A 24,152-nucleotide genomic window follows, 5' to 3' on the forward strand; every position below is an offset into this window, starting at 1 on the left:
GAGAAGCTCCTAGCTATTAGCAGTTCGCTGCTAGCTCTTTTGCTGGTGCAATGGATGTTGGGAAGAAGGTCGGAAGACGGGGGTGAGTCATTCTTCTGACGCTTGAGTTCGAAAACCGGGCGAGTTCGAGAAACAGCCGTGTCTCGGGTTCGCCCGTTCAGGCCAGCGTGATGCTGGCCCGAACAACCAAAGCCACTGGCTCAAGGCCAGTGGCAAATGGCTTCCTTAGATCGGTCGTTTCTCGAGTTGCATGTTCAGGGCCAAGCCGCGGATTTCGTTGGTCAACACGTCGAAGCTGGCTGGTGTGCCTGCCTCCAGGGTGTTTTCTCCCTTGACCATCGATTCGTAGATCTTGGTTCGACCTTCCACATCATCGGATTTCACCGTCAGCAGTTCTTGCAGGATGTAAGCGGCACCGTATGCCTCCAACGCCCAAACTTCCATCTCGCCGAAGCGTTGGCCGCCGAAGCGAGCCTTGCCGCCGAGTGGTTGCTGAGTGATCAACGAGTAAGGTCCGGTGCTGCGTGCGTGGACTTTGTCGTCGACCAAGTGGTGAAGCTTCAACATGTAGATGTAGCCAACCGTGGTTTCTTGCTCCATCGCCTCACCCGTTCGACCATCGGTCAAACGAATCTTTCCGTGAGCAGGCAAACCGGCTTCGGCCAAGCAGTCGTTGATTTCCGATTCGCTGGCACCGTCAAAAATCGGTGTGAGTGCTTGGAAGCCAAGCTTGGCTCCCGCCCAACCCAAGTGCGTTTCCAAAATCTGACCCACGTTCATCCGACTGGGAACTCCCAGCGGGTTGAGCATGATTTGAATCGGTGTTCCATCTGGCAAGAACGGCATGTCTTCAATCGGAAGGATCTTCGCGATCACACCCTTGTTCCCGTGCCGACCCGCCATCTTGTCACCGACGCTGATTGTTCGCTTGGTCGCGATGTAAATCTTGACCATCTGCAGCACGCCCGAGCGAAGTTCATCGCCTCGCTTCATGCTGTTCAATCGGCGATCGCGTTCGTCGATGGCTTGTTCGACGTTTTGCCATTGAGTTTGGTGAACCTTCTCAGCAGCCTTGCGTTTTTCTTCGTCTTCGATTTGTTCGAGGACGAGTTCCAAGCGGAAGCTGGTGGCTCGCTCGGCAACGAACTTCGGATCTTGTCCGTCGGCCAGGGGAGTGCCAGTCGAATCCTTCAGTTTGGTTTCGGCGGCTTCTTCCAGGTCGCGAATCAACGACTCAAACGTGCTGGCAATTTCTTCGTTGCCTTCCGTTTCGTGTTGTTTCAGTTCGCGTTCGAACTCCTTCCGCTCGTCTTCGCCCAGGCTCATTCGGCGGCTGAATTTATGCGTGTCGATCACGATGCCTTCGATGCCCGATGGCACTTCCAGCGAATCGTTCTTCACGTCTTCTCCAGCACGGCCGAAGATGGCGTGCAGAAGTTTTTCTTCTGGGGTCAGCTCGGTCTTGCTCTTTGGTGAAACCTTGCCGACCAAGATGTCGCCAGGCTTCACGTAAGTACCGACCTGAACGATTCCGGTGTCGTCCAAGTTCCGAAGAGCTTTTTCGGAGACGTTCGGGATGTCTCGGGTGAATTCTTCGCGGCCCAATTTGGTTTCGCGAATTTCAACGTCGAAATCTTCGATGTGGATCGAGGTGTACGTGTCGTTCCGCACCAGCTCTTCGCTGATGATGATCGCATCCTCGTAGTTGAATCCGTCGAACGACATGAAGCCGACCAGAACGTTTCGTCCGAGTGCCAATTCACCTTTTTGAGTGGCGGCCCCGTCAGCGATGATCTGGCCCTTTTCGACCTTGTCACCCACCATGACGAGTGGCTTTTGGTTTTGGCAGGTTCGTTCGTTGAGCCCTTGGTACTTCTTCATTGCGTAGTGATCGCTGCCGATTTCGATGCGAGTCGCATCGCAGTAGGTCACTTTGCCGGCGCGTCGAGCACGCACAACCATGGCACTGTTCTTCGCGACTTCTCGCTCCATTCCGGTCCCGACAATCGGTGGTTCGGTGACCAGCAAAGGAACGGCTTGCCGCTGCATGTTGGATCCCATCAAAGCACGGTTGGCATCATCGTGCTCGAGGAAAGGAATCAAGCCAGCCGAGACACCCACCATCTGAGCAGGAGCCACGTCCATGAAGGAAACCTGTTCCGGCATCACGATCTCGAAGTCGCTACGGAAGCGAGCGATCATGTTGGGGCCAGGAACCAGGGCACCGTCTTTGACTTCGGTGTCGGCAGGTGCGACGTACGACTCGCCTTCTTCGTCGGCACGCAACCAAACGACTTCGTCGCTGACTTTGCCGTCAACCACTTTGCGATAAGGCGTGCAGAGGAATCCGTAATCGTCAACGCCGGCGTAGATGGCCAGCGAGCTGATCAGGCCGATGTTCGTGCCTTCGGGCGTTTCAATCGGACAGATTCGCCCGTAGTGAGAAATGTGAACGTCACGGACTTCAAAGCCAGCCCGTTTGCGGTTCAGACCACCAGGGCCGAGAGCTGACAAGCGGCGTTCGTGTGCCAGTTGCGACAGTGGGTTCGTCTGGTCAACGACCTGCGAGAGTTCGCCACGACCGAAGAAGAAATCGATCGCTGCGGAAACGCTCTTGGGATTGATCAACGAACGCGGTGTCATGTCTTGAGCGTCTTTGACACTCATGCGTTCTTGAACCGTGCGACGCAGTTTCAAGAAACCCTTGCGGAGCTCTTCGCTGGCCAGTTCGTCGATCGTACGCAAACGACGGTTGCCCAGGTGGTCAATGTCGTCGATCTCGGCACCGCTGTCCGCATCGAACAAGTCGATCAGGTAGCGGATCGCGGCGATCATGTCGTCCGGACGCAAGGTCATGACGGTCTCTTCGACGCCCAAATCGAGTTTGCGATTGAGGCGGAAACGACCGACTTTGCCCAACCGATAACGATTGTCGTCGTAGAACTTCTCTTGGAAGAGCGTGCGTGCTTTTTCCAATTGAGGCGGGTTGCCTGGGCGCAAACGCTGGTAGATCCGCAGCAACGCTTCTTCGTGGCTGGCCGTGTTGTCGTCGGCCAGGGTGTTGAAGATCAACGGAACCTTCGGCAGGTCCATCGCTTCGACGGAGGTCACGCCCGCGTTGCAGATCGTTTCCGACAATTCGGTGGTGATCTTGTAGCCGGCTTCCACGATGATTTCGCCAGCACGCTCGTGGCCGCTGGGGTAAACGACATCGTCGACGGCGATCTTGTTTTCGATCTTGGGCGCGTCCTTGCCACCGTTCACCTTGATGGTGCCGGTTTCGTAGAACGCCGACAGCAGATCCGCATCGGTGCTGTACTTGGGATCCATCGCACGCAGCAACATGGTGGCGGCAAACTTGCCGCTTTGGTCAATGCGGACGGTCAACGCGTCTTTCTTGGTGACGTTGACTTCGATCCAAGACCCACGTTCGGGGATCACGCGGCACGATGGCAATTTGCGATCGGTCGTCGTGTCTTGTTCCAGCACGAAGTCGACACCAGGGCTGCGGTGCAGCTGCGAAACGACGACACGCTCGGCACCGTTGATGATGAACTCACCACCGCCCAGCATGATCGGCAGGTCGCCCAGGTAGACTTCCTCTTCGATGGGTTCTTCGCGGTTCAGACGCAACCAAATTCGCAGCGGTCGACCATAGGTCAAACGCAGCTGACGGCATTCCTGAATCGTGTAACGAGGTTTCCCCAGCTCGTAATACAGGTACTCCAGCGTCGTGTTCCCGTCGTAACTGGCGATCGGGAAGATTTCCCTCAAGACGGACTCCAGCCCGTGATCTTTGCGAGCGTTGCTGGCCGCATCTTCTTGCAAAAATGCCGCGTAGGACACTGTTTGCAGGGCGGTCAGGTCGGGCAAATCGAACTGGCCCAAGCCGGTGCCGAATTTGCGAATCGAGGTGGGTTCGAGGCGACGCTGAGTCGTAGTTGCCATCGTGAGTGGGAGCTCCTTCGCGGGGAAGAACAAAAGCACCAACACAGCCCGGAATCCGCCCACACATTGTTTGGAGCTTGATTCTTCGAAACTGCATCGATGAGATGACGAAATTGGTTCGAGAGAACTCCGAGGGTGCAACGCCGTTCGCTAGAAAGTTCCGCCTTCTTTTGCCAATCAAAAATTCGATGGAATCGAAGTTTCAATCGCGGCACTCGCTCCAAAACGCACTCTGAGAACGAAATTCAAATCGTGAAACCCATTGCCAACAAACGAATCCGTTCGAGGGAATTGGCTTCGCGAATCACAATCGCGAGTAGAATGGAGGGAACGTAACTCTTATCTCACAAAGGACTTCGTGAGGTAAAAGTCATTGCCGAAAACAGAAAGACAGAACGAATACAGACGCGTCACGCAACACCGGGCCGAAGATCACTTTCGAAACTTTAACGATTGATCTTGCATCCGCAAAGGGCAACCAAACGAATTTTGGTCTGGTTTATGCTCAGAGCGGACTTGGCGGCAGAAAAGAGGGGCGAGCGTCCGCGGCCGGGCACGTCCTGTACCCGGCCCGTGAAGCCGTCGTGAACAATCGATCCAAAACCTGATTTGCACGAAAATGTCGCGAAAAACAAAGGTTCTGGGGCAATTCATCAACGATGTCAGCCCGTGGCCGCAAGCTGACCGCGTCCGGCTCCACGCTAGGCGAACTCGCGGAGGTCTGGATAAGCCTACGTGCATTGGTGGGCCGGTCAACATCTGATTCTTCAATTTTGACCGCCTCCCCAGCCTGAATGCTGGAAAGAATGAAGTGTGCTCGTGATGACGACACTTGGCTAACCGGCGTTGCTAGTTCGGGTTAAGTCACCCAGGCTGCCGAGACTGCGTTGCTAGCAAAAGCTACTGGGGGCCAAAAAAAGTCTTCGTGAAGTGTCGATCGACTTCTCGCCCGCCTTTCCCAGTCACGCTAGATTGTCTGTCGGGCTGGGCCCGCAGCAGCGTCCCCCCCGCCACGAGGTCGTGCGGCTTTTGAATCCCATTTTTGAGTCGGTTTTCGCACGGTGCACCTCCCTCAAAGCGAAGTTTTCGAGGAGTTTCGTGGAGGTCGAGCGACGGCGTTCGGGCGTACGCGAGGGGAGGGGCTCGAAACAATGGAAAGCGGCGTGATGCCCTCCCCCAGAAATCTCGCTGAACGCTCGTTTTCCGGCCCCTCCCGTTGCCAACGGGCGGGGTTCGCAAGAAGTTACGAGCAAGGTATTTAAAAGCCGCACGACCTCCCAGGTGGTGGGGCGGCGATGCAGGGTTGCCTGATTGGGCCCTTTTCCGCCCGACTGGCGCGGTTGCAGCAGTCCCTTGCCCGCGTCAAAACCTCCGCACTCTCTCATTCGATTTTCTGTTTGGAGCCAAGATGTCATCCCCTGAAGCATCCTCTCGCGAAGTTCAGTTTGCTGGGCCCGTTCATCTCGCGGTTGATCTGGGGGCGTCCAGTGGACGTGTGATCGCCGGCGGGATGGAGGAGGGGCGGTTGGAGTTGGTCGAGACGGGACGGTTCGTCAATCGGCCTGTGAAGGTCCAGGACGCGATGCTTTGGAATCACCTGCAGTTGTGGCAGGACATCCAGGATGGCTTGCGGGATGCCGCAGGGCGGGCTCAATCGGATTGGGCACAGGCCACCATCGCGTCGGTGGGGGTGGACACATGGGGGGTGAGCTTCGGGTTTGTGGATCCTCGCGATCAGATTGCTGGCCCAGTTTGGCACTACCGCGACGCCCGGCACCGCGGGATGGTTGAAAAGATCTGCGAGATCGTTCCGAGGGAAACGATCTTTCAGGAAACCGGCATGCAGTTCATGGACATCAATTCCCTGTGCCAACTGATTGCGGCGAAGCAAAACGGGGATTCCGTGTTTGAGACCGCGGAATCGTTCCTGATGATGGGGGACTTGTTTCACTGGTTGCTGTCCGGGGAACGGTCGATCGAAGCCAGCAACGCATCGACGACCCAGTTGCTGAATCCTGCCACGCAAACTTGGTCCACCAAGTTGTTGGACGGCTTTGGTTTGCCTCGCAGTTGGTTTGCGGAGCCCACCCCTGCTGGGACGACGATCGGCACCGTCCAGTCCAGCGTCGCGATGGAAACCGGGCTGCACGACGTACCAGTGATCCTGCCCGCCACCCATGACACGGCGTCGGCGGTGTTGGCGGTTCCTGCGGAAGGTTTCGCGCCGGCGTCACCGGATTGGTGCTACATCAGCTCGGGGACTTGGTCGTTGATGGGAGTCGAGATCCCTCAGCCGAATGTGTCGCCGCTGTGTGCGGAATTGAACTTCACCAACGAAGGTGGTGTCCGCGGAAGCACGCGGTTGCTGCAGAACATCGGCGGGCTTTGGATCTACCAGCAGATTCGTGCGGCACTTGATCGCCAAGGCAACACGCCGTCTTGGGCGGAGATGACCCAGGCCGCTGCCGGTGCGGAGCCGTTTGAGTTGTTGGTCAATCCGGATGATCCTGCACTGGTCGCACCCGACAACATGATCGACGCGATTTGCGGGTTGGCCGGTCGGACGGGGCAGCGGGTTCCGACGAACAATGGGGTTCTGTTCCGAGGTGCCTTGGAAGGGCTCGCGCTTCGATACCGAATGTGTTTGCAACACTTGGAGTCACTGACTCAGTCGCACATCCAGACCATTCATATCGTCGGTGGCGGTTCGCTCAATGCGTTGCTGTGCCAGATGACCGCCGATGCTTGTGGACGCCGGGTGGTTGCTGGTCCAGTCGAGGCCACGGCGATTGGGAACATTTTGATGCAGATGATTGGAAGTGGCTCGCTGCATTCGATCGATGAAGCTCGCCAGTTGGTGCGTCATAGTTTCCCGACGCAAACCTACGAGCCTCAGCAAACGGATCGCTGGGATGAGCCCGCTGCGAAGTTCGCGACTTTCTTCGAATGAGAAGCCGATGTCCGCTTTCGATCCGATGAGCGAGGAGCAAGAAAAGCTCGCTGGTCTCAAGCAAGCGATCCGAATTGCGGCCCTCGCGGCTCGTCGAGAGCAGGCCGACAAGGACGGTTGCAGTCATGCGATTACCGACGCCGTGATGCAGTTGCCTGCGTATCAATCGGCGAAGTGTGTGATGTGGTACATCGATGTGCGAGCAGAAGTTCGAACTCGGCACGCTTTGCCCGCGGCCATCGAAAGCGGCAAGCAGGTCATCGTTCCGTACTGTGTCGAGGGCGAGTTGGAGCTGTTTCATCTGGAGTCGATGGAAGAACTTTCCGAAGGAGCGTACAGGATTTTGGAGCCTCGCGAGGAACTGCGCGGCGTGGAATCGAAGCGAGTTGCCGTGAAGGATCTGGATTTGGTCTTGGTTCCTGGAGTTGGCTTTGACCGGCGTGGTGGCCGGATCGGGCACGGCAAAGGCTACTACGACAAACTGCTCGGGAATGTCCGGTCGGATTCGCGTCTGATCGCGTTGGCGTTCGAGTGCCAGTTGTTCGACACGATCCCAGTGCAGCCTCATGACGTTTACATGGACATGGTTGTCACGGAGAAGCAGCTTTACCAAGGAGTGGGCCGCTCACTGCGAGGCTCCGAGATTCGTTCGCGGTGAGCAGCGAGGGAGACGCCCCTCCCCTCGCTTCGCTCGACCCTCCCAGGGGGAGGGTGAAGTCGTCGTTGATTGAATCGGCGTTCCAGGGGGGAGAGGCAAGCATCAGAGTAGAACAGTTGTCCTCAACTGTTCCGTCGGGCAGCCTTCCACCGCCGGGCCACATCGCAACCAAGTTCACTTCCAGTCGTTCCGGTCACGCAGTTCCAGGGCGTCAACCAACCACGCAAGCGTTTGAGGGCAAATGTTCTGCTCGGCCGTGACGTTCCGAACCCCGCCTCGGAAGAAGCTGTGCCGTATCGCAGGCCGGTTGTTCCGGATGTGCGGTTTGCGGTGTTGCGATGGTCTGTGGATGGGACGGCAATTTTCAAGACCTGGTTGGACGATAAGCCAACGACACAGCCGACTCGGGGTGGCTGGCTTCTTCCGCTCATCGAATGGGATTCTCTTCCATGCCGTTTCTCTCCGGTAGCCTTTCCTTTGAACGTTTTCGCGTCAACCAATTTGAAGACGGCCCCTTCGGACAAGAGCACATCGAACGGATGGCGGAGAATGTCGCCGGGCGAACGGAAACCGCCAACGAAGAAAACGTGCACCTGGGTTTTTTGGGCGGAGATCACCTTTTCGATCAAGATTTCGATCTCGCGAAAAACATCATCGACGATGCCGTTCACTTCGGCGTGCGTGTGGACACCAACCAGGTTCCTTCGGTGATCAAGAAAGCTTGGTTGTCGATGGAGCTCGCGGCATTGAGCCGCGAAAATCCGGGCGGGAAACCGACTAAGTCGCAACGCAAAGAAGCCAAGGAAGCGGTCGAGCAACGCTGCGAGAACGAAGCGGCGACGGGCAAGTACCGCAAGTTCCAGCAGCACGCATTGTTGTGGGATTGCAGCCGCGATTTGCTGTATTACGGCGGAACCGCAGGCACCGGCAGCGGTCACTGCATCGATCTGCTCGAGCGTGTGTTCGGGATCGAGTGTGGTCACATCGGTGCCGGCGTCGTCGCTCAGGATTGGGCGCGTGACAACGATCGCTATGCAGAGATGGACGATGTGATGCCGGCCAGTTTCGTTGCCGGCGAAGGGTTCAGCGGCGTCGCTTGGGCCAATGAACATTCTCAGTCACCGGACTTCCTCGGCAACGAATTCTTGCTGTGGTTGTGGTGGATGTTGGAAACGGAAACCGACACGATCGAGACGTTTGACGGAACCGAAGTCACGTTGATGTTGGCCAAAACGCTGTCCTTGGAATGCCCGCTGGGCGACTCCGGTAAAGAATCGATTTCGGCTGAGTGCCCGACGAAGTTGCCCGAGGCGATGCGAGCGATCCAGAGTGGAAAGTTGCCTCGCAAGACAGGCATGACGCTGATTCGCGAAGGCCAGCAGTTCGACTTAACTTTGCAAGCCGAAACGTTTGGGATCAGCGGCGCTCGAATTCATTTGGACGAAGACGACAACGACTTCGGACCGGAAGACCGAATCGAAGCCGTGCGAACGCTCAGCGACACGATCGACGGGTTGTTCCACACGTTCTGTGATCGTCGAACCAGTGAAGCTTGGTCGACCGATCTTGGTGGGATTCGGGGCTGGTTGGCACCAACCCAAGCGGCCAGGAAATCAGCCGCCTGATCGGGGGCAGGTTGATCAGAAGGTGTCGGCTTGGATGACTTCGTAATTGGCTCGGGTCACCAACGCGTGGTAGACCTCGAGGTCAATGAACTGCGAAAGCATCCGGACCGAACCGTCGCTGAGGATGAACTGGGCACCGGCAGCGTGATAGCTGCTGAAATCTTCGAAGTGCCCGACGTCGCTGTTGGGCGTGTGGTCAGCAGCGCCCACGATCCGAGACGCGGCGGCGTTGGCCTCGGGGATCAGCCCTTGCCAAATCGAGCCACCCAGGCGACTGTTGCGTTCGCCGACCATCACGGTCTGGCTCAGCCCATCCAAGACGTCGCGAAAACGGTGGCGGCTGTTGCCGTAGAACAGCCCGTCGCCGTGGTACATGTCTTCGTGGATATCAAACGTGCCGAACACGCCGGCGTAGTTGCTCTTGGCGATTTGGAAGAGAAACTCATCCCCATCGTCCACGTTGTGCCCGCTCTCGTGTTCATCGTCGTGGTCGTCATCATCGTGATCGTCGTCCAGCGAGCTTGAGTGAGCATGCTCGTGACCATCGCCGTCGCCGTGCGCTTCGGCGATGAAGAACAGAGTTTCGAGCGGGTCGCTCGGGCACATGTAGCTGGGGATCGACGATTCGCGAGCTTGTTGGTTCTCGTCTTCTTCGATCGCCATCCCAAAGCGAATGGTTTCGTAGACGTTGCTGGCTTCGATTTGCGGGGTGATCGCGGCGGCCCAGCCCCAGCCGGGTTCATGGTGATCGGTGTCATCCGCCAACCAGCCACTGGGCAATTGATTGAAGATGCCGTGGTAGTTGTGCAGGGCGATGCCCATTTGGTGCAAGTTGTTTTGGCACGACATCCGGCGGGCCGCTTCGCGGGCGGCTTGAACGGCGGGAAGCAGCAGGCCAACGAGGACGCCAATGATGGCGATGACAACCAGCAATTCAACGAGTGTGAATGCGTTTCGGAGCGAGGGTCCGGCAGTCAAGCGACGGCTTGGTTTCGCGTGCACGCGTGCAACGGGGGCGGAGAAGTTCGGCATGGAATGAGACCTGAAAATGAGAACGCAGTGGCTCTCGATAGAAGACAGTGAGTTTGCGTTACAGTGAAACTGGTGTTCGCTGCAACCCAGAACGGCAGTTCTCAGGTCAAAGAAGGGGGGCCGCGTGTGTACGGACGCCAGCAATCTGCCGAGTCTTCCAAGGTGGTTGATTCGATCCGGTGATTGGCTGTGCACCGAACTGTTTCGCGGTGGACAGAGACCGCGATCGGGCTTTCAGCCATCGTGCGAGCGTTGCACAACGCACATAGGTCACTGCATTGATGAGCGTGCTGGTGATCCGAGACGATCTCTGCGGACGGCAGGCTCGTCTCCCAAACCAGCAATTCTTCCGAGCAACCTGGCGGCAGCGGTGCGTGCTGCACTGCGTCTGCAGAGCTCGAATGCGAGCAACATTCAGTGACATTCTCAGGCGAATGCGTGTGGGAGCATTCGTCGTGCACGCCGACGTGGGAATGGGTGGAATCGCACGTCGCCACATGATGGTGGGCGGCCGGCAAAAGCCAGCCACCGACCACATAAGCGATCAAAGCGATTCGACGGACCCAGAGTTCCACGCGGTTCCAAATGGTTGAAGTTGTTCGTCTTTGTTGGCGATTTTTTCGCCGAACGGATGCATTCTGTAGCAATTACAGAGTAAACCAGCTCGCGGTTCAATGCGAATTTCGCAAGCTTCTCGCGAAGTTTGCGAAGGATTCGACTTCCGTTCACCAGTCCAGGGGGGCTTGCCAGGCTGATTTTGCGCTCGCAATGTCGGTTTCCAGCACCACGGTGCTCCCGTCTCGGACGGTGAATTGGTCGGATTCGGTGACTTCGCCTAGTTGGGTCAGGCTGATCCCAGAGTCCGCGAAAATCTTGGCGAGTGCCTCGGCTGATTCGGGTGCACATTCGATCAGGAATCGCGTGTTGGATTCACTGAACAGCACTTCCGCGGCCGACAATGCCGCGGCGGTTTGCACGCCGTCGTTGGAGGGTTGTTCACGAGGGACAGACGCCAGATCGAGCTCCATTCCCAATCCGCCGGCCAGAGCCATTTCGACCGCGGCGACCGCCAGGCCACCTTCGCAGAGGTCGTGGCAGGAGCGGACCAGTCGAGCCTGGATCGCTTGGTGGACCGTGGCGAAAGTCTTCTTGGACAAGTTCGCGTCGACTTCTGGGACCGCACCGCCAGGTTCGTTTTCGACCAAACCGTAGTGCGAGCCGCCGAGTTCACGATGCGTGTCGCCGACCAGGAAGATCACGTTGCCGGCTTCCTTCGCGTCCATCGTGACTGATTTGCTGACGTCGTCAATTTGCCCCATCGCGCTGATCAGCAGGCTGGGCGGAATCGCGATGGTTTGCTTTTCGTTCTTGTCATCGAAGAAGCTGAACTCGTTGTTCAAGCTGTCCTTGCCACTGACGAAGGGCGTGCCCAGCGTGACCGCGAGGTCTTGGCAAGCGATCGCTGCTCGGACGAGCGACCCCAGCGTTTCGGCTCGATCGGTGTATCCCCAGCAGAAGTTGTCCAGGATCGCGATCTTGGAAGGATCGGCACCGACCGCGACCGCGTTCCGCATGGCTTCGTCGATCGCCGAAGCGGCCATGTGATACGTGTCGAAATCACCATAGTGCGGGTTCATGCCGCAACTGATCACCAACCCACGACGGCTGGTCAGTTTGGGACGCACGACGGCAGCGTCGCCGGGGCCGTCACATTGCGGGCCGACCAAGGGTTTGACGACGCTGCCCGCTTGGACTTCGTGATCGTATTGGCGGATCACCCAGTGCTTGCTGGCGACGTTGTAGCTGCCCAGGATCTTGAGCAGCGTCTCGGAGTTGGCTGCGGCGTTGCGATCGCCGATTGACAACGGCTTGGCTTGAGGTGGTTCGTAGATCGCATCGCGAATCACGGGCGGACGTCCGTCGTGCAGGAACGACATGGCGACGTCGCCGACCGTTTGGCCGTGGAAGTTCAATTGCAGTCGGCCGGTTGGAACAAAGCGACCGATCGCGGCGGCTTCGACGCCTTCGCTTTCGCACAGTTCTCGCAGTTCGTCCCAGCGTTCTTGGGGAACGGCCAACACCATTCGTTCTTGAGCTTCGGAAATCCAAATCTCGGTGTAAGTCAGACCGTCGTATTTGAGCGGGGCTTTGTCGAGCCAGACTTCGGCGCCGAGTTCTTCGCCCATCTCGCCAACGGCGCTGCTGAAGCCACCTGCACCGCAGTCCGTGACCGCGTTGTACAAGCCGCGATCGCGAGCCTGCATCAGCACGTCGAGGACCATTTTTTCGGTGATCGCGTTGCCGATTTGCACGGCACCACCGGACAGCGATTCGGATTCGCTGGTCAGTTCGGCACTGCTGAATGTTGCCCCGTGGATCCCGTCTCGTCCGGTGCGTCCGCCAACCGCGACGATCAAGTCATTGGGTTTGACTTCCTTGTCTTCCATGCCAACGGGAATGATGCCGACGTTGCCGCAGTAAACCAGCGGGTTGCCGAGATAACGCTCGTCAAAGTAGACCGCGCCGTTGACCGTGGGGATTCCCATTCGGTTGCCATAATCTCGAACGCCGGACACGACGCCTTGGATGACGCGGCGGGGGTGCAGCACGCCAGGTGGCAATTCTTCAGGCGAGACGTCCGGTGGAGCGAAGCAGAACACGTCCGTGTTGCAGATCGGTTTGGCTCCCATGCCCGTGCCCATCGGGTCACGGATGACGCCACCGATTCCGGTGTTGGCTCCGCCGTAAGGTTCCAGTGCCGACGGGTGATTGTGCGTTTCGACTTTGAAGCACACGTGGTCTTGTTCGTCGAACGTCACGATGCCCGCGTTGTCCTTGAACACGCTGACGCACCAATCGTCATCGCCCAGCGAGCGACGAATGGTTTGGGTCGCTTCAAAGATCGTTTCTTTGAGCATGTTGTTGTACTGGCGTTCGTCGCCGCCGGGCGTGCCATCGGCACCAGGGCCCTTGTAGTGGATTCGGCCGGCCAATGTTTTGTGGCTGCAGTGTTCCGACCAAGTCTGAGCGACCGATTCGAGTTCGATGTCGGTTGGGTCGCGTCCCAGTTCGACGAAGTGATCGCGAATGGTTTGCATCTCGACCAGCGTCAGGTAGAGCTGGCCTTCCTTGGAAAGCTTTTCCAGTCCGGCGTCGTCCAGTTCTCGAATTGGCACGTGCACCAATTCAAATTCGCCTTCGGATCCGACATCCAAACGGTCCATCATCAACGGCCCGATCACAAACGCTTCGATGGAATCGTTCGACAGGGCGCGGCGGCAGATCGTTTCGAGTTGAGCTTCGTCGACGCCGGCGATCCAGAATTTGCGGAACGTCTTGACCGTGCTGCCTTCGACACCGCTGTCGGCGAGCGCGCCCTGGGTGCTGGCCGCGACCGGGTCCATCACACCGGGCTTGGGCATCACATGCACCAGGTGCGGTTCGGATTCGATGCCGCGTTCTGCCAGCAATTCCATCAACGATTCGGGAGCTTCGGACAGGTCCGCTTCGACCTGCGAAGCGTCTTTGCCGGGGTGCCCGACGGCGACCGATTCCGTGATGGAATCGGCCAGCAACGTCGATGCAATTTCGTTGGCGGAAGCTTGGTCGATGTCAGCTTGGATCAAGTATCCCCGTGCGGCCGCGATCAGCAGGTCGTCGCCCAATCCAAGTTCATGGATTTCACGAGCCGTTTGTTCGCCGAGTCGATCGATCTGACCGGGAGCAGGATGAATGTCGATTTGCCAAAGCGGCATGATGCGAAATCGGGGAATGAGGATGGAGTCGGGAAAAGGTCAAGCAACCTGGGCCGCGGGCGGTCGTGGCTAGGTTTGAGCGGACTGTCGAATTTGTTTGGCGGTGTCGAGCCAGGTTCGCAGGGCAGCGTCGTCGCCCTGGTGCACGATGGTTTGCAGGGTGTCCAAGTCCGACCGGGATTGTTCGATCGCACTCAGGATCGCGTCGCGGTTTTCGGAAACGATGGCGGTCCAAAGGTCCGCATCCCCCGCCGCCACGCGAGTGGTGTCGAGCCAGCCATTGCCAACCAAGGCGAGCATTTCGCGAGTGATTTGACGTGCGGCCAGCGACGACAGCAAGTGTGGCAAATGAGACGTCAATGCCAAGGTGGCATCGTGTTGTTCGGCCGGCATCGTGACAATTCGTCCGCCAGTGGCTCGCCAAAATTCGGTCGCGGCGGTGATGTGTTGCGGCAGTTCTTCGCCGCTGGGCGTGATCACGATGGGTTTGTCGTCGAAAAGGTCCGCTCGGGCGTGCTCCGCGCCGCTCTTTTCGCTTCCCGCGATCGGGTGAGCCGGAACGAACTGCTTGGCCGACGCGGTCCCCGCCAATTCGCGGACCAGTCCCCCTTTGGTGCTGCCGACGTCGGTCAGGGTCAGCTCCGGGAATTGTCCTGCCAGTGCCTGGGCCAGCGATGCGATTCGGTTGACCGGCGTCGCGATGACCGCCAAATCACAGCCTTCCGCGGCGGCGGCGGGGGTCTCGAAGACCTCGTCAACAATGGACCGATCCAACGCAAATTCCCGCGTTTCAGGCGAACGAGCGCACGCAGTCAGGCGAACCGACGGCCAGCGTCTGCGAATCGCAAACGCCACACTTCCACCCAACAACCCCAAACCGATGATCGCAACGGATCGGCAGGAGGGCTCGGGCATGGGGCTGGATTCGATGGAGGCCAAAGGGCGTTTGCTGTGGATCACTCGCCATTCGTAGCGAAAGTCGTCAAGACTTTCGGCGAGTCTGGGGGGAGAACGAAACTCTTGACGAGTTTCGCTACCCGAGACTGGAGATGCTGCTGAATGCGAGAGAGCAGAAGAATACCGCACAACCCCCGCGGTTCCCATCGGTGGCAATCTGACGTTTTTGGAGGACACGCCACGACCGGAGTTGGTCTGATCGGACGCCCTCAGATGATGGCTCGCCATTCGTCGCGAACGTCGTCAAAACTTTCGCTGATTCAGGTTGGAGGACGAAACTCTTGACGAGTTTCGCTACCCCCTCCGTTCGTAGCGAAAGTCGTCAAGACTTTTGGCGATTCAGGGGGAGAACGAAACTCTTGACGAGTTTCGCTACGAGTGGCTGAGCCGGCTCGGCGACGGGGACGGTTTTTCGGCCGATTGGGGCTCATTTTCGTGGGAAGTTCAACGATCGCGCGGGATGTTGGCTAGGATGATTCCTCGCGACGCGCGGGGACCTTGATTGCCACCCGTCTCGATCCCCACCCCAATATCCCACCTGATCTCTTCCGTCGGAGAATGCCATGTCGAATCGGCAATGTTCCCGTTTTCTACCTGTCGCTTTGTTGCTGTTCGTTGCCTCACCGGCACTGGCTGATGCAAAGCCATCTGAACCAACGAAGTCACGGCCACACATCGTGATGGCGTTCGCGGACGACTGGGGCTGCTACGCGAGTGCCTATGCGAAGCATTTTCCAGGCACCGCCAGCGAAGTGATCTCGACTCCCAAGTTCGATTCGATCGCTCGCGACGGGGTGTTGTTCACCAACGCGTTTGTGAGCGCACCGTCGTGCACGCCCTGCCGAAGTTCGTTGATGTCTGGGCAACCGTTTTGGCGATGTGACAAGGCATCGATCTTGCTTGGCGCGGTCTGGGATTTTTCGTTGCCCGCTTACCCGTTGTTGTTGGAAGAATCCGGGTACCGGATCGGTCACACTTACAAAGTCTGGAGTCCCGGGCGTCCCGGCAACGCGCCGTACGGTGGAACACGCACAGCGTCCAACAAAGCCGGATCGAAGTTCAACGGGTTTTCGCAGTTCGTGATGAAGGCCGAGGATCGTGACGCAGCGAAAGCGAAACTGTTCGATGAAGTTCGCCAGAACATTCGCAACTTCCTCGACGCTGACAACGACGGAACGCTCGATGGCGATTCGCCGATCTGCTACTGGTTTGGTCCCACCAACACACACCGAAAATGGGTGGCCAAGAGCGGACATGAACTCTGGGGAATCAACCCCGATGACTTGAAAGGCAAACTGCCCGCCTACCTGCCCGATGTGCCCGAAATTCGTGAAGACTTTGCGGACTACCTGGGCGAGGCGATGGCGTTTGATGCCGCACTGGTGGTGTTGGACGAAGAACTGCAGCGGCTGGGCATTGCCGACGACACGTTGTTGGTTGTCAGCGGTGACCACGGGGTTCCCGGCGTGTCGCGTGGGAAGTGCAATTTGTACGACTTTGGGACGCACGTGCCGCTTGCGGTTCGTTGGCCAAACGGGGTGGGACATTCCAACCGTGTGGTGACCGATTTTGTTTCGCTTCCCGAATTGGCAACGACGTTCTTGGAAGTGGCCAGCGTCGAAGCTCCTGCGAGCATGATCGCTCGTCCCATCACCCCGCTTCTGACCAGCGACAAATCGGGCAGGATCGATCCGTCGCGGGACGCGGTCTTCACCGGTCGAGAACGCCATGTCGCAACGGCTCGCGAAGGCGCGAAGCCTTATCCGCAGCGAGCCATCCAGTCGGATGATTGGTTGTACATCGTCAATTTCGAACCGGAGCGTACGCCGATGGGTGACGGTCCCGAGTTGGATGCCGACGCCAGTGAATTCCCATCGGAGGAAGAATTGCGTGAGATCACCTTTGCCGCGTATCCGGACCTCGACGCGAGTCCGACCAAGGCCTTCGTTGCGCTGAACCGGGAAAAGTATCCCGAAGCGTTTGATTTCATGGTGGGACGCCGTCCGCGGATCGAAATGTATGACCTGAAGTCCGATCCGGATTGTTTGAACAACCTGGCGGGGCACTCCGACCATGCGGAAACGGAGAAGCAGCTCCATGACCGATTGATTGGCGAGCTGAAGCGGACCGGCGACCCGCGGATGAGCGAACCGGTGATTTTCGAGCACGGTATGTTTGTGGAACCAGTTGGCCCTGGTAAGAAAAAGAAGCAACCGGCCGCGCCGAAGCCCAAGAAATGAACTCGCAGGAGAAGTCCCGATGAAACGATCGATCTCACGCCAATCCATCCACCTGAGTTGGACCTTCGGGTTGGCGGTCGTGTTCCTCGGTTTCTCTGCTTGCAGGAAGTCCACGCCGGTCGAGGAGGTTTCGATCAGCGACAGCGGAGTGGCTTTGCAAATTCGCGAGACGCCCGCGGTTGATTTGCCTTGGCCGCAGTGGCGTGGCCCAACGATGGACGGGCGAGCCGATGACGCGGCGCCGCCCACAACTTGGGATGAGTCGACCAACATCGCTTGGCAAGCCAACGTTCCCGGCCGCGGTCACAGCAGCCCGATCGTCATCGGCGACCAAGTTGTTCTGGGGACGGCGGACGACGCGAAGCAACAACAGATGCTGGTTTCGTTTGACTTGGAAACGGGGGAGGAAAAGTGGCGACGTGTGATCCATGAAGGCAACTTCCCGTCCGCGAGAGAAGTTCACAACAAAGCCACCAACGCCAACGGCACGCCCGCCTCGGACGGCGAACTCATCGTCACCGCGTTCCTGAATCAAGAACGCATCTTCGTCACAGCGGTCGACCTGAACGGCGAAGTGGTTTGGCAGACCGATGTGGGGGCCTTTGGATCGAAGTTCGGCTACGCTCCCTCCCCCGTGTTGTATCAATCCTTTGTGATCATTGCGGCGGACAACTTTGGTGGCGGGTACTTGGTGGCGTTGGATCTGGAATCGGGCGAGATCGCTTGGCGCCGGTCTCGAGGGGACGCCAGCAGCTATTCCAGTCCGATGATTGCCAACGTTGGCGGGATGGATCAGTTGTTGATCACTGGAGGCGACCGAGTTGCCAGCTACGACCCGGCGACCGGCGAGCCTCGCTGGGAAACGCCCGGGATCGCCGAAGCCACCTGCGGCACGATCGTGACGGCGGGCGATCGGATCTTTGCATCGGGCGGTTACCCCGACAAACAAACGGCGTGCTTTTCTGCGGAGGGCGAAGAGATTTGGTCGGACCGCACGGCTCTTTATGAACCTTCGGTGGTGACCAACGGCACCAGTCTGTTCGGAGTCACCGACAATGGTGTCGCGATGTGTTGGTCCAACGACGATGGAAGTGTTCAGTGGAAGGAACGCTTGGGCGGCAATTTCAGTGGATCGCCGGTGTTGGCGGGGGGCAATGTGTATGTGTCGGACCTGTCAGGCAACCACTATGTTTTCGCCGCCACGGGGGACGACTACCAACTGATTTCAAAGAATCGTCTCGGATCGGATTGTTACGCCAGCCCCGCGGTCTTGGCGGATTCGTTGCTGCTGCGAATTGGCTTCGGTGAAGGTGGCTCGCGAAAAGAACGCTTGGTTAAAATCACGGAAGGTCTTTGAGTTTCGAAGCAGGGAGGGGGCAGCAATCTCAGGTCCCTCGCTCACGCGTCGGGTTGTGATTTTGTTGTAGGTTGGCCACTCTTGGCCGACATCCACCACTCTGACGGCCAAGAGTGGCCATCCTACCTTGCTTTGCACGCTGATTTTTGAGTCAAGTTCATGAACACGATCTCTCGCCTGCGATGGGCTCTGCCTGTGTTTCTGTTTGCCATCGTGTTGTCACCCGCCGGCTTTGCGGAAACGCCAAGCAAGCAACATCCAAACGTCTTGTTCATTTACTTGGACGACTACGGTTGGCGTGACGCCAGCTTCATGGGATCCGATTTCTACGAAACGCCGAACTTGGATGCGTTGGCGGAGCAAGGCATGGTGTTCACGAATGCTTATTCGTGTGCCGCGAACTGTGCCCCGGCGCGGGCCAGTTTATTGTCAGGTCAATATTCGCCGCGTCACGAGATCTACAACGTCGGAACCGAGCGTCGGGGCCACCCGAAGCACGGAACGTTGCAGCACATTCCTGGCACGGACGTGCTCTCAACGGACATTCAAACGTGGGCTCATCAAGTTCATGAGGCTGAGTATCGAACCGGCATCATTGGCAAGTGGCATCTGAGTGACGACCCGCTGCCCTATGGCTTTGACGTCAATGTCGCCGGCACGCACAGCGGCAGTCCACCCAAGGGATACTTCCCGCCGCATCCCAAGGCGCCGGGATTGCAAGACGCAACCGATGAAGAGTACCTGACGGATCGACTCACGGACGAGGCCATCCGGTTCATCGAAGACAATCAGAAACGTTCTTGGTTCTTGTACCTGTCTCACTTTGCCGTTCACACGCCTTTGCAAGCCAAGCCGGATCTCGTCGCCAAGTACAAGGCGAAGCAGCCCGGCACGTTGCACGATCACGCGGTGATGGCGGCCATGATCGAGAGCGTCGATGAGGGAGTCGGGCGGATGGTCGAGACACTTCGCAAACTTGGGTTGGAAGAGAGCACTGCGATCGTCTTCACCAGTGACAACGGTGGTTTCGGACCTGCGACCTCGATGAAACCGCTGCGTGGTTACAAGGGAACCTACTACGAAGGTGGAATTCGCGAACCGTTCTTCGTGACTTGGCCGGGCGTCGTGGAGCCAGGAACGAAGTGCGACGTTCCGATCATCGCTGCCGATTTGTACCCCACCTTTGTTGAGATGACGGGAGCCAAACGTCCGGCGGACCAGCCACTCGATGGCCTGAGTTTGATGCCGTTGTTGAAGCAAGACGGAAGCCTCGCTGAACGCGATCTGTTTTGGCATTTCCCTGCGTACCTGCAAAGCTACGCAGTCACCGACGGTCAACGAGACCTGCTGTACCGAAGCCGCCCGTGCGGGATCATTCGAGACGGTCGTTGGAAGCTTCATGAGTACTTCGAGGACGGTGGGTTGGAGTTGTACGATCTGGTGGCGGACCCAGGTGAGTCCAACAACTTGGCAACCACCAATCCGATCAAGACCCAAGCACTGCATAGCAAACTGGTGGCGTGGCGAAAGCAAATGGGGGCTCCTGTGCCGACAGAGCCCAACCCGAATCACGATCCGGCCAGCGAAGCGAAGGCGATGGAGAAAGCGGAACGCAAGGCAGCCAAGCGTTAAGCAGGTACGCAGGTACGCAGGTGTCATCGGGTATGTGAGCCGTTGGCGTTAGCCACGGTTTTCACTCGCAACCGGGGCTGACGCCCAAACGGCTCACATGGTTGTGCCCGATCATTCCAGCCGACCTGCTTAGCGGTCCAGGCGAACGCCTCCACGGCTCATGTGATTCTGTCCGATCGATCGGCAATTTTTTTCGATGGTGGTCGCGAAAGCGATCTCGACATTCCAACTCATGGTTCTTCCTTGCCCTCCAAACGATTTCGCGTTCCCGGCCTCGTTGCCGAAGCGCACCAGCGTGTTTGGACGGGTGTGCTTGATGACCGCTGTTTGGTTGGTCGCTTGGTTGCAATTCCTGCCACCGGCGTTTCCTCCTGTTTCCGTTGCCAAGTCGGATTCGCTTTCCGCCGCCGTCTCGACGCTTGAGAATGTCTCGGTCGAACGTCCCATTGCGGTGGACTCGGAGCGCAGCGCCGCTTCGCTTGCTCAGGCGTTCAAGGACGCCCGCGAATGGTCGGGGTCCTTGGACTCAAGCGTGCCGGATCGTTGCGGACAAGCAGCTCGTTTGCTGTTTGCCTGTGCGCTGGAATCGCGAGCGTGGGCAAGCGTTGGGACAGGGGATTCTCTCGTGAACTTGCATGTGAGATTGCAGATCTAAGACGCCTTCGGGTTGGTCTTCTATCTGATTTTCTTTTGCAATGTTCTTCCTGAGAGTTTTGTCGATGTCTGTGCGCACATCCCATTCTGCTTCTTCCATCCCTGCCTTTTCGCCACCGTCTTCCCCGCCAAATCGAACGCCTGAATTGCCGGCAGCGCTGCGGTCCGTTTCCAATCTTTTGTCCCAGCGTGACTATGAAGGTGTCGTCCGTCGCTTGCATTCCGCAGGAAGAACGCCCGCGATTCGAAACACGTTGGGCGTCTGCCTTCTGCGATCAGGGCGGAAGGAAGAAGCCTTGTCGGTTTTTCGGCAATTCGTCCTGTCTTCCGACGGCGTGCTGGAGCGGTCGGAAGTTTCCAGTGCTTGCAAACGCAACTTCGCGACCGCGCTGCTTGTCAACGGGTTGGTGGGTGGCGCGTTGGATGCGCTCAACCAGTCTGGCGAACCGGATCATCCACGTGCGATTGAGTTGCGAACCTGTCTTCGAGACTGGGAACGCTCGCTATCGTGGTGGCGATGGCTGGATTGGAAAATCAATCGCATCGTGGCCAAGGACTGCCAAGTTCCAATGAATTTCGAGCCCGGTGAGTTCGAGTTCGAAGTGTCTTTGAGCGACGACGCTCGCGCGGTCGCAGAAGGGCGTTCTAGCTTCTAGCTTCTAGCTTCTAGCTTCTAGCTTCTAGCTTCTAGCTTCTAGCTTCTAGCTTCTAGCTTCTAGCTGAGAGCTGAGAGCTGAGAGCTGAGAGCTGAGAGCTGAGAGCTGAGAGCTGAGAGCTGAGAGCTGAGAGCTGAGAGCTGAGAAGCAGGTCGGCAGGAGTGATCAAGCACAACCATGTGAGCCGTTTGGGCGTTCGCCCCGGTTGTGCGTGAAAACCGTGGCTAACGCCAGCGGCTCACCTACCCGATGACACCTGCGTACCTGCTTAGCTGATGGCTGATGGCTGATGGCTGGTTGCTGGTTGCTGGTTGCTGGTTGCTGGTTGCTGGTTGCTGGTTGCTGGTTGCTGGTTGCTGGTTGCTGGTTGCTRGTTGCTGGTTGCTGGTTGCTAGTTGCTAGTTGCTAGTTGCTAGTTGCTAGTTGCTAGTTGCTAGTTGCTAGTTGCTAGTCGCTAGTCGCTAGTCGCTAGTCGCTAGTCGCTAGTCGCTAGTCGCTAGTCGCTAGTCGCTAGTCGCTAGTCGCAAAAAAAATGCCGGGCCGCTTGAGGGCGGTCCGGCATTGGGATCGGTTCCGTCGCCCGACTGATCGGGCCATCAGGCAATCGATCACATGTCGATTTCGTATCCCTTGCGGCTTTCACGCGAGAGGAACGAGTTGGCTTCGTCGTCGCCGACGATTTCACGCTTGGTTGGGTCCCAGTTCAATTCACGACCGAGGCGGATGGAGATGTTGGCCAAGTGACAGGTTTCGAGCATTCGGTTGTGGGTCCAAACGTCGGAGATCGGTTGTTTCCGAGTTCGCATGGCTTGCACGAAGTTGTCTGTGTGATTGGCTGCAACGGGGCCGCCGTAAACTTGTTCAATGGCGCCTTCAGGAAGCGGGTTGGATTCCAGGTCTTCGACGGGCTTGCCAACGATCTTGCCACGGTTGACGAAGAAGCGGCCCTTGGTGCCTTCGAACAGGATCCCGTTGTCTCCTTCGCTGGTGACGACCATGGGGATGTCGCCAGGCATGTTGGCGAGGATCTCAAACTTGGTCGGCGAATTGTACTGGTCGCTGACCGTCGGGTAGCCATCCTTGTATTCGACCGGCAGCGAGTAGCTGACGGGGGTGATCTTGTTGGGGCCGGATTGATCGGCGCCCAACGCCCAGGTGGCGATGTCGACGTGGTGAGCTCCCCAGTCGTTCATCTGGCCACCGGAATACTCGTACCAGTTCCGCCAAGCGTAGTGGCAATTGGTGTAGAGCGGCACGCCGCCGCCGTATCCCTTTCGCATTTGTGGCAGGGCGCGGTAGGGGACCTTGGGAGTGGGGCCGAGCCACATGTCCCAGTCGAGGCCCTTGGGGACATCGATGGCAGGAATCTCTGGTGAGCCGGTTGCCCCGCCGATGCCGCAGGTGACTTTTTGGATCTCGCCGATCCGGCCGTCGCGGATCATGGCAATGGCTTGAAGGAAGCGTTTTCCGTTTTCTGTCCGCTGCATCGTTCCGACTTGGAAGACACGTCCGGTTTGCTTGACGATCTTTTCGATCAACTTGCCTTCGTCGATGGTCAGCGTCAGCGGTTTTTCGCAGTACACGTCTTTGCCTGCGAGCATCGCTTCGACGGAGATCTTGGTGTGCCAGTGATCGGGGGCGGCGATCATGACCGCGTCGATGTCTTTTCGTTCGAGGACCTTGCGGTAGTCGGCGTAGCCCTCGGGAGCCTTGCCCTGTTGTTCTTTGGCCTTGGCAACGTTGTCACCCAAGACGTTTGCATCCACGTCCGCCATGGCGGCGAAGTCAGCGTACTTGAACGACTTGTTGGTGATCGTCCAGCCTTGGTTGCGAAGGCCGATGGTCGCGAACACGGGGCGTTCGTTGGGCGACTCTTGCGCGTTCCCGAGGCTGCTCGTGCCTGCAAAGTAGCCCGCTGCGGTGGCAGCGCCAGTGGTTTGCAGGAAGTGACGCCGATTGAGTTTTTGACGGGCTGACATTGGAAACCTCGTGGGAAAGTGCGACAAAATCGTCGAAGGGGGAACTGAAAAAGTTAGTCGGAAAGGACTTCGATTGGGGGCGAAAACGTTATTTGCCCAAATCTTTGAAACGTTCGTACGTTTGGTTCAGTGGGTGAGCTTCTTTTTGACCGTCAATCATGCTGGCGGTCCATTCGGACAATCGTCTGCCCAAACGGCGGCAAGCTTCTTGGACTCGTTCTTCGTCGGGGCCGCCGGCGGAGATCGCGCCATAGTGGGCAGAAAACTTGATTCCGGTGTAGTCAGTCAAACCGAACACAAGGAATCCGTAGTTGATCAGAATGGACATCAGTGCCATGCAGGTCCATTCTTGACCCCCTCCCCAGGCACCGGCTGATGTAAACACGCAGCCGATCTTTCCATCGCGTTTGCCCCAGTTTTCGATCGGTTGCTCGTCCCACCAACGTTTCATTTGCCAGCTGACCGAGCCGTAGTTCGTTGGTGAGCCCAGCGCAAGGCCGTCGCACCAATCCAGGTCCGTGTGGTCGGCGTCGTCAATGTTCCTGAGCCGGACATCGGCTTCATCCAGTTGCCGAGCGCCCTCTGCGACCAGCTCCGCCATCCGCTGCGTATTTTGAGTGTTCGAATGATAGAGAATCAGGACTTTGGGCATTGGCGATTGCAAACAAGGTTTTGACTGGTGAGAGCGACCAGCCTTGAGAGAGGTCAG

Annotated in this window: 14 protein-coding genes; 8 read left to right on the forward strand and 6 right to left on the reverse strand. The window is 58.0% G+C overall.

Annotated elements, in window-relative coordinates:
- Positions 1-225: 225 nt before the first annotated feature.
- A complete protein-coding gene (gene rpoB, locus RISK_RS04030) occupies positions 226-3,948 on the reverse strand; it encodes a DNA-directed RNA polymerase subunit beta (RefSeq protein ID WP_047813050.1) in 3,723 nt (1,240 codons plus the stop codon).
- Positions 3,949-5,356: 1,408 nt separating this feature from the next.
- Between rpoB and RISK_RS04035 the strand changes: the two genes are divergently transcribed.
- From RISK_RS04035 to RISK_RS04045, 3 genes are all read left to right on the forward strand, one after another.
- Complete coding sequence (locus RISK_RS04035) at positions 5,357-6,898, forward strand: rhamnulokinase (protein WP_047812936.1); 1,542 nt, start codon at positions 5,357-5,359, stop codon at positions 6,896-6,898.
- 7 nt (positions 6,899-6,905) lie between these two features.
- Complete coding sequence (locus RISK_RS04040) at positions 6,906-7,556, forward strand: 5-formyltetrahydrofolate cyclo-ligase (RefSeq protein ID WP_236696007.1); 651 nt, start codon at positions 6,906-6,908, stop codon at positions 7,554-7,556.
- Between the two features lie 449 nt (positions 7,557-8,005).
- Positions 8,006-9,181 (forward strand): hypothetical protein, encoded by a 1,176-nt coding sequence (locus tag RISK_RS04045; RefSeq protein ID WP_047812937.1) that lies wholly within the window; start codon positions 8,006-8,008, stop codon positions 9,179-9,181.
- A 15-nt stretch (positions 9,182-9,196) separates the two neighbouring features.
- On the opposite strand, the gene RISK_RS04050 is transcribed toward RISK_RS04045, so the two are convergent.
- The 3 genes from RISK_RS04050 to RISK_RS04065 form a co-directional block, all read right to left on the reverse strand.
- The gene (locus tag RISK_RS04050; protein WP_449314163.1) at positions 9,197-10,159 is read right to left on the reverse strand and encodes a DUF1559 family PulG-like putative transporter; all 963 of its coding nucleotides are present in this window, start codon (positions 10,157-10,159) and stop codon (positions 9,197-9,199) included.
- Between the two features lie 779 nt (positions 10,160-10,938).
- Entirely contained in the window at positions 10,939-13,968 is a 3,030-nt protein-coding gene (purL, locus tag RISK_RS04060) for a phosphoribosylformylglycinamidine synthase subunit PurL (RefSeq protein ID WP_047812939.1), read from the reverse strand.
- A 69-nt stretch (positions 13,969-14,037) separates the two neighbouring features.
- Positions 14,038-14,883, reverse strand: coding sequence for a prephenate dehydrogenase (locus RISK_RS04065; RefSeq protein ID WP_236696008.1), 846 nt, complete (start codon positions 14,881-14,883; stop codon positions 14,038-14,040).
- Positions 14,884-15,488: 605 nt separating this feature from the next.
- Between RISK_RS04065 and RISK_RS04070 the strand changes: the two genes are divergently transcribed.
- The 5 genes from RISK_RS04070 (at position 15,489) to RISK_RS04090 (ending at position 21,464) form a co-directional block, all read left to right on the forward strand.
- Entirely contained in the window at positions 15,489-17,165 is a 1,677-nt protein-coding gene (locus tag RISK_RS04070) for a sulfatase family protein (RefSeq protein ID WP_047812940.1), read from the forward strand.
- A gap of 19 nt (positions 17,166-17,184) precedes the next feature.
- Positions 17,185-18,522, forward strand: coding sequence for an outer membrane protein assembly factor BamB family protein (locus RISK_RS04075; RefSeq protein ID WP_047812941.1), 1,338 nt, complete (start codon positions 17,185-17,187; stop codon positions 18,520-18,522).
- A 159-nt stretch (positions 18,523-18,681) separates the two neighbouring features.
- Positions 18,682-20,154: a sulfatase gene (locus tag RISK_RS04080; RefSeq protein ID WP_047812942.1), complete on the forward strand. Its 1,473-nt coding sequence runs from the start codon at positions 18,682-18,684 to the stop codon at positions 20,152-20,154.
- Positions 20,155-20,470: 316 nt separating this feature from the next.
- Complete coding sequence (locus tag RISK_RS04085; RefSeq protein WP_236696009.1) at positions 20,471-20,809, forward strand: hypothetical protein; 339 nt, start codon at positions 20,471-20,473, stop codon at positions 20,807-20,809.
- Positions 20,810-20,873: 64 nt separating this feature from the next.
- Positions 20,874-21,464 carry a tetratricopeptide repeat protein gene (locus RISK_RS04090; protein ID WP_236696010.1) on the forward strand — a complete coding sequence of 197 codons (591 nt, stop codon included), beginning with the start codon at positions 20,874-20,876 and terminating at the stop codon, positions 21,462-21,464.
- Between the two features lie 608 nt (positions 21,465-22,072).
- Here the strand turns inward: RISK_RS04090 and RISK_RS04095 are convergent.
- Both RISK_RS04095 and RISK_RS04100 read right to left on the reverse strand, forming a co-directional pair.
- Positions 22,073-23,443: a Gfo/Idh/MocA family oxidoreductase gene (locus tag RISK_RS04095; protein WP_047812944.1), complete on the reverse strand. Its 1,371-nt coding sequence runs from the start codon at positions 23,441-23,443 to the stop codon at positions 22,073-22,075.
- An 88-nt stretch (positions 23,444-23,531) separates the two neighbouring features.
- Positions 23,532-24,095, reverse strand: a complete 564-nt coding sequence (locus tag RISK_RS04100) for a flavodoxin family protein (protein WP_047812945.1) — start codon at positions 24,093-24,095, stop codon at positions 23,532-23,534.
- Positions 24,096-24,152: the final 57 nt, after the last annotated feature.

It is taken from the genome of Rhodopirellula islandica, assembly GCF_001027925.1.
GTDB classification, from domain to species: domain Bacteria; phylum Planctomycetota; class Planctomycetia; order Pirellulales; family Pirellulaceae; genus Rhodopirellula; species Rhodopirellula islandica.

Bases quoted from the DNA above. Each gene is read 5' to 3' on its own strand.
- RISK_RS04100 (WP_047812945.1), bottom strand. From the start codon at position 24,095: ATGCCCAAAGTCCTGATTCTCTATCATTCGAACACTCAAAATACGCAG.
- rpoB (WP_047813050.1), bottom strand. From the start codon at position 3,948: ATGGCAACTACGACTCAGCGTCGCCTCGAACCCACCTCGATTCGCAAA.
- RISK_RS04070 (WP_047812940.1), top strand. From the start codon at position 15,489: ATGTCGAATCGGCAATGTTCCCGTTTTCTACCTGTCGCTTTGTTGCTG.
- purL (WP_047812939.1), bottom strand. From the start codon at position 13,968: ATGCCGCTTTGGCAAATCGACATTCATCCTGCTCCCGGTCAGATCGAT.
- RISK_RS04040 (WP_236696007.1), top strand. From the start codon at position 6,906: ATGTCCGCTTTCGATCCGATGAGCGAGGAGCAAGAAAAGCTCGCTGGT.
- RISK_RS04075 (WP_047812941.1), top strand. From the start codon at position 17,185: ATGAAACGATCGATCTCACGCCAATCCATCCACCTGAGTTGGACCTTC.
- RISK_RS04085 (WP_236696009.1), top strand. From the start codon at position 20,471: ATGACCGCTGTTTGGTTGGTCGCTTGGTTGCAATTCCTGCCACCGGCG.
- RISK_RS04090 (WP_236696010.1), top strand. From the start codon at position 20,874: ATGTCTGTGCGCACATCCCATTCTGCTTCTTCCATCCCTGCCTTTTCG.
- RISK_RS04065 (WP_236696008.1), bottom strand. From the start codon at position 14,883: ATGCCCGAGCCCTCCTGCCGATCCGTTGCGATCATCGGTTTGGGGTTG.
- RISK_RS04045 (WP_047812937.1), top strand. From the start codon at position 8,006: ATGCCGTTTCTCTCCGGTAGCCTTTCCTTTGAACGTTTTCGCGTCAAC.
- RISK_RS04095 (WP_047812944.1), bottom strand. From the start codon at position 23,443: ATGTCAGCCCGTCAAAAACTCAATCGGCGTCACTTCCTGCAAACCACT.
- RISK_RS04080 (WP_047812942.1), top strand. From the start codon at position 18,682: ATGAACACGATCTCTCGCCTGCGATGGGCTCTGCCTGTGTTTCTGTTT.
- RISK_RS04035 (WP_047812936.1), top strand. From the start codon at position 5,357: ATGTCATCCCCTGAAGCATCCTCTCGCGAAGTTCAGTTTGCTGGGCCC.